The sequence below is a fragment of the Streptomyces sp. NPDC051104 genome, assembly GCF_040682835.1.
GTDB classification, from domain to species: domain Bacteria; phylum Actinomycetota; class Actinomycetes; order Streptomycetales; family Streptomycetaceae; genus Streptomyces; species Streptomyces cynarae.
In genome coordinates, this window is the sequence record NZ_JBFBBS010000009.1 from 279,538 (window position 1) to 285,888 (window position 6,351).

Sequence of the window (6,351 nt, forward strand, 5' to 3'; positions counted from 1 at the left end):
ACCGGCGACGGAGAGCAGACCGCTCCGGAGGACGCCGCCCTCCCCGCCGGCGCCCGTCACGCCCTCGTCCACCTCGGCGTCTGCTCGGCGCCCGTCGCCCGCGCGCTGGCCACCGTCATCGCGAAGGGCGCCGCCCGATGACCGTCCCCCAACCCGAGACCACCGATCCACGCCCCGCTCCCCCGCCCGGCACCGCCGTCCGCGACACCGTCCGTGACCGCATCGGCGTCGTCATGGGTCACGAAGGCCCCTACCTCCAGCTTCGCCCCCTGTCCGGCGGCCGGGAATGGGACGCCGACCCCGACCGCGTACGCCCGCTCACGCCGACGGAGTTGCTGCACGCCCGCCTCGCCGAGACGAACGCCCGCAGCCGCGCAGGAGCCGGCCTGGTCGGACCGGACACGCCCCTCGGCTGTGCCAACGCTCCTGCGGACCGGAGCTGAAGCCCTCGAGCCGTGCGACAGGTCACTCCCATGCGACCTCCGCGTAGATCTCCGTCCATGGCGCTCCATGGCCCGCACGTCCCGCCCAGGACGCCGTGCTGCGCAGGGCCGGCATGAGCGCCGGCGGCGTGTCCGGATCGCGCATCAACGCGTAGAGCTCCGGTGCGACGTCCCCCAGGCTCTGGCCCGCGACCTCCACCAGCTGCTTGGCGAAGGGAATGTCGCGGATGGCGAGGTCAAGGATGGTGTCGGTCAGTCGCTCCCGGTCCTCGAGGCTTACCACGCGGAGGTAGCGGCGCCAGTCGTTGGCAAGACCCTCGCGCCACTGGCCCTTGCCCGAGGGATGGACACGGTTGGCGAAGTCGATGACGCGGTCCAGCAGTCCCCGGGCCTGCCGGTGATGGCCCTCGGCGGCGAGACGGCGGCAGAGGTGAGGCAGGTGCTCGAACCGGCGGCGCCACGCGTGCAGGGCGATCTCCTGGTCTTTCGGTGGAAGGAAGAGGGGGAGCTCCGCGAAGACCAACGACTCCAGGGCGCGCAGGAGTTCGTCCACGGGACGGGCCGTGAGATCGTCGAAGTGGGCGTGCAGGGCGATCTGCAGCAGGTACCCCTCGTTGGCGGCCAGCATGAACTGCCGGGCATGGTGGTCGTACCGCGGGCCCGCCGTGGCCCGGATCTCCCGTCCCCGGTCCTGCATGGCCTCCAGGACCGGGAGGAGCTTGCCGAACGGGTCCTGCTTGTGCCAGTGCGCGGCGTGCCGGTGCAGCTGTTCGCCGACACTGCTGAGGACACCTCGTTGGACCTCCCCGTTGCGGGTGGCGGTCAGCAGCTCGACCGTCTCCTCGACGGCGACCGGGAGCAGGCCGCCCTGGGTGGTCGCCAGCGTCTGCAGTTTGACGCCGGTGGCCTTGAGGCCGGTGGGCGAGTCCCGGAGGATCTTGGCGATCGCGAGCAGGGTCTCCCGGTGGCCCGGATCGTCCAGGACGACGGTCATCATGTCGGGGCCCAGGTTGGCCAGCCGTTTCAGACCGCTGAGGTCACCGCTGCGGGTGGCGTCCTCCTGGAGCCGGGCGAGGAGCGGGCCGGGATGGTCCGCGGCACGGCGGCCCATCGCCTCCCGCAGTCGTACTGCGTGGGCCCCGGTCGCGGGCGGGTCCATGCTGATGTGCAGGTCCAGGGCGCGCTCGGCGGCGCGGTGGCCTCCGGCCGCGGCGGCCACCGTGAGGGAGACGGGCCACGGGTCGCTCAGCCACCGCCGGAGCGTCACGTCGCGGCAGCGGTCCGGGTCGCGCGGCGTCGGCAGGCAGGCGGCCACGGTCGCCGCGGGCAGGGGCGCCTTGTTCGCGTCGAGGGCCTTGACGATGACACCCGTGGCCCCGCGTGCGGCGTCCAGGTCCTCCGTCGGAGACAGCCGGCGTCGGCACCAGTCGCGGGCTGCGCCGACGCCTGAGACGCCCGGCTCCTGGGACAGGAGGGGCGCCAGCAGGTACTTGGCGACGGGCTCGGCGGACTCGGGGGAGGTGGCGGCGTCGGAGAGGCGGTCCAGACAGCGCTGGACCAGTCTGGGGGACCCGGTGGCGAGCACCTCGGCCAGGGAACGCAGCCGCAGGGCGCCGGAAGGGGGCGGCGGAGCGGCCTTCAGTCCCTCGGCGAGGGTGCGGACGACGTCCTCGATCTCCGTGGCGGTGGCCGCCCGCAGTGTGGTCGCCCACGCGGGGGCCGCGGCATCGATGATCTTGTCGAGATCCGCCTGCCATGCCTGATGCAGTCCGTCGAGGAGTTCGGGCAGCCTCGCCGCATGACCGGCGTACCGGCCGGGATGCCGGGCTGTGAGGTGGGCCAGCGCGACCAGGGTGTGCAGCAGGACGGCCTTGTTGCGGAAGGTGGCCGCCGCGTTCAGCAGCCTGGTCACGCCGGTCGCGCACTTCTCCGGTGCAGCGGTGTGCAGACCGAGGAGGAAGAGGGTCAGATCCCGGCCGAAGGGCAGACAGTTCAGGTTCTCCCGCTCCGTGAAGTCGAGCAGGCCGAGGCCGGAGAGGAACCGCGCGACCGGTCCGGGCTGCTGGTGCGCGAGATGGGTGACGGCGATCAGCACCCGGCGGCGTTCCTGGCTGTCCTGCCGGTCCCAAATGGCGCGCAGGGTGCGCGGCCAGGCGGCCGGTGCCGGGTTGCTGGTGCCGGTGAGCACCGTCATGTAGGACGCGGTCTGCCACGGGTCGGCGTCGCGCAGGGTTTTCACGGCCAGACTCACCGCGTCCTCCGGCGGGTGGCGCAGACCGGCGTGAATGCGCAGGGCGGTGAGGCGGGTCGCCGCGTGGTGGTGCCGCATCAGCGTGTCCAGTGCGGGGTACCACCCGGCGGCGCCCTCGCGGTCCGCGATGTGGAAGGCGTGCCGGGCGGCCTCGGCGAGGAGGAGGTCGTCCGGGTGCTCGGTGACCCGGCCGGCCGTCGCGGCGAGCCCGCGCCTGGCGGAGCGCAGGGCCTGCCCGGCCGCGTGCTCGGCGAACGCCTGGTGGTGGAAGGCGACACGGCCGCCCTCGATCTTGCGGAGCACGCCCCGGTTCAGCAGCACAGCCACGGCCTTGTCGGCGTCCTGGCGCCGCTTGACCGCCGTGTGGGCGACGAGAGCCGTCCGCGCGTCCGCGCCGTGCAGTTCCGGCCTGCCCGCGCGCAGCATCGCCAGCCCCAGGACCCGTACTTCCTGCGACAGGTCCCGCCGGGCCTGCTCGTCGGCCGGTTCGTCGTCGAGGACGGCGTGGCGGACGTCCTCGATCACGCGCTTGTCCCAGTACTCGCGGAAGAGGTCGGTGACGTCGAGGTCCTTGTCGCGTGGACCGGCCGGGGCGTAGACGTCGAACAGCATGCGCAGGGACAGCGGATGGCGGATCAGCTGTCCGAGCGGCAGCCCGCGGGCCGCCGCGTACACGAGCGTCGACCGCATCCGCTGCGCCAGCGGCTCCGCCGGGCCCGTCCCGCCAGGGTCGCTTCCCTGGCGGGGGCTCGGCCGTCCGGGGTCGCGGCAGAAGACGCGCAGGTGGGCTTCCACGGCACGGTCGAGTTCGGAGCCCGGCTCCCACGGGGCGCCGACGTGCTGCGTGGCGTCCGGCGCGGCGCGGCCGTCGTCGTAGCCCTCCAGGTGCTCCTTGCTGAGCAGTGCCTCGATGCCCGCCCGTTCGCGGTCCTCCAGTCTGCGTGCCTCCGCCGACCGGCAGGCGACGGCGACGGCGACGCCCAGGGCGCGGGCCTCCTGGACCAGCCTCACCAGCAGATCCTCTCCCGCTCGCGTGGCGTCGTGGAGCAGCAGATCCGCGGTGTCCAGGAGCAGGGCGACGGGGCCGGTCCCCTGCCGTGCCCGCACTCCCGACGGCTTTCCGTCACGTGCCGAGGGCTTCCGGCCGCGTCCCGGCGGCCGCCCGTCGAGGCCGGTCAGCTTCGCCTCCAGGGCTGTCAGCAGTTCCTGGAGCCGCAGATCCGCCGGGTGGTCCGGAGTGCCGAGCAGGGCGGAAGAGGAGACGGCCACGACGGTCCACCCCGCCGCACGCAGTTCCTCGCGCACCCCCCAGAGCACGCAACTCTTGCCGGTGCCCGGCTCGCCGAGCACGGCGTTGCCCTGCGGGCCGCGGTTGACGACCTGGTTCCTCAAGCCCTGGGTGAGCACCTTGTGGGCACGGCGTGCGACGTACACGTCGCGCAGGCTGACGGCGGCCCGGTCGGGGTCGTCCAGCAGGGGTACGACGGCCTCCCAGGCGCTGACCGTCCGCCGGTCGACCCGGTCGACCTTGCGGAGGGCGCCGCGTGTCGTCTCGTACTCGTCGTGGGGAGGGGCCGTGGCAGGTACGGAAGCGGCCGTGACCCGGGCTGGCCGGGCCCTGACCGGGCTGCCGCCCGGGACCGGGAGGGCGCGCGGCGAGGAGGGCGCGCGGTGATTCTTCTCCTCCCGGTCCGCGGCCACGAGCATCCTGCCCAGCTCGTCCTCGTCCGCGTACGGCGACGCACATGTGGCCGGGTCGCAGCCGACCTTGGACCGCACGGTTCCGAACCATTTGAGGTTCCACAAGTCGCCCTTGCGCCACGCCGTCACAGAGGCCGGGACGACGCCGAGCCAGTCCGCGACCGTCCCGTTCAGCGGCTGGCATCCGGTCTCGGGGTCGCCGTGCTCCGCTGCCCAGTGCGCAAGGGCCCGCCACAGCCAGGCGGTGTCCGGACGGGTGTCCGGGCTGTGAACGTCTGCCACGGACGCCCAGTCGACTCTCTGGCCGCTTCCGGGCAGCAGCGGCCGCGCGTTCACCGTTTTCTTCACCACGTCCCCCGGCGTTCCCCGCTGAAGAATTCCCCACATCCTGCCAGGTCGTGGCGGTCGTGAAGGGCGTTTCGCGGATGCGGCGGCGCCGGGTGGGCGAAGAAATCCCGCGCCGCGGTCCTCTGTCGGGGCCGGTCGCCGACCGGCCTCTCCCCAGGGCCAGTTGAGGCCCGAGCAGTGGAGAGTCCTCATAGCGACAAGGAGCCGGACATGGCCCTCGACACGATGCTCGACCTGCTGCACGCACTGCCCCACCTTTACGGACCGACCGGCGCCGTGACCGCCGCGCTCATGCTCTCGCGGACCACGGTGCGGCACGCCTCGCTGATCTGGCTGACGCGCGGCGCCACGCCCCAGGAGCGGGCGCTGATCCTGGCCTCGATGCACGGCGTGCCCCGGCCGTCCTGGGGGGACCGCTGCCGGCGCCTGGCACGGCGGCTGCGGCGCCGCCGCTGAGGTGGGGGCGGGCACCGGAGGCCGGGCTCCCGGACGGCGGCACCGCGCCGCGCCGCGCCTCGCCGTCCGGGCCGGTGGCCCGGGGGAGGACCCCCTCTGCCGGGCTACCGCCGCTCCGGCTTCGAATCGGCCCACGTGGGCGACGATCACATCTCGGGAACTCTGCGGACCGCCCGGTCACACACCCCTCGTTCGTGACGGGCGATGTCCCTCGCGTACGTGCCGGCCTCGACGAAGGAGAGCGAGACTCCTGATGGCCCAGGCCCAGCAGCCGCCCCTGCTCCGCGATGTCATCGACATCAAGGAGTCGATCTCGACCTCGGACTTCGTGCTCCAGCTCTCCGAGGCGACCACCCCCGAAGGCGCCGAGCGTGCGCTCCAGGATTACGTGGTTACGGAGCGGCTGCTGGAGAACTTCGACGAAGCCCTCAGGTACATCAAGACGGCCCCCGGCACCCACAAGTCGAAGGCGGCTGATGCGTCATCGGAAACACGTCACAAGGTGGGTGGACGGGAGAATCTGCAGGTCACATGGGGGTTTCCTGCCTTGCGCACGGGCTGTGAGGCGGCCGGAGCGTCAAATGAGCGTCATGACTGACGGACTTTCTCTCCTCCCCCGGCCGGTACACCGGGCTGTCCGCGTTTCTGATCCCCGTGGCCGTCATGTTGCTGCTCGGGCGGCAGGTCAGCTGCTGGAGGGGCTGCGGGATGCCCGGCGCAGCGCTCCCGCCACCGGGCCGCCCCGGGCGCGTCCGGGCGGAACCCGGGCGCGATTCGTACGGGTCGACCCGGTGGCCGGTGATGAGGCTGGACATCAGCAACGACTCGTCGCCGAGTTTCACCTCGTGCACATCGGCGTCCGACCCCAGACGCCTGCCGGGCTGTGGCTCAGGCGTCGATGATGACCGGGATGATGAGGGGTTTGCGGCGGTAAGTGCGGAACGCCCAGTTCGCCACGGCGCGGGCGAGGAGTTGTTCGAGTTGGCGCGCGTCCCCGACGCCCTCCTCGGCCGCTGCGGCCAGGGTCTTCTCGATGACGGGGATGACCGGCTCGAACGTGGTGTCGTCGTGGACGAAGCCGCGGGCCAGGAAGTCGGGGGCCTCGGCGAGTGCGCCGGTGTCCGCGTCGACGATCGCCACCACCGTGACCAC

At 72.8% G+C, this 6,351-nt stretch carries 3 protein-coding genes and 2 pseudogenes; 3 read left to right on the forward strand and 2 right to left on the reverse strand.

Annotated elements, in window-relative coordinates; translation table 11 throughout:
• The first annotated feature begins 233 nt into the window (after positions 1 to 233).
• A complete protein-coding gene (locus tag AB0N14_RS16895; protein ID WP_366026421.1) occupies positions 234 to 443 on the forward strand; it encodes a hypothetical protein in 210 nt (69 codons plus the stop codon).
• A gap of 22 nt (positions 444 to 465) precedes the next feature.
• Here AB0N14_RS16895 and AB0N14_RS16900 read toward each other — a convergent pair whose 3' ends face one another.
• On the reverse strand, positions 466 to 4,677 hold the full coding sequence (locus AB0N14_RS16900; protein WP_366026412.1) for a hypothetical protein: 4,212 nt from the start codon (positions 4,675 to 4,677) through the stop codon (positions 466 to 468).
• Positions 4,678 to 4,953: 276 nt separating this feature from the next.
• Here AB0N14_RS16900 and AB0N14_RS16905 point away from each other — a divergent pair, with 276 nt between their 5' ends.
• Together AB0N14_RS16905 and AB0N14_RS16910 are read left to right on the forward strand one after the other, a co-directional pair.
• Positions 4,954 to 5,199 carry a hypothetical protein gene (locus tag AB0N14_RS16905; RefSeq protein WP_366026413.1) on the forward strand — a complete coding sequence of 82 codons (246 nt, stop codon included), beginning with the start codon at positions 4,954 to 4,956 and terminating at the stop codon, positions 5,197 to 5,199.
• Between the two features lie 253 nt (positions 5,200 to 5,452).
• Positions 5,453 to 5,674: pseudogene (locus AB0N14_RS16910) on the forward strand (hypothetical protein); the annotation flags it as partial.
• 413 nt (positions 5,675 to 6,087) lie between these two features.
• Here the strand turns inward: AB0N14_RS16910 and AB0N14_RS16915 are convergent.
• A pseudogene (locus AB0N14_RS16915) lies at positions 6,088 to 6,351 on the reverse strand (RNase J family beta-CASP ribonuclease); the annotation flags it as partial.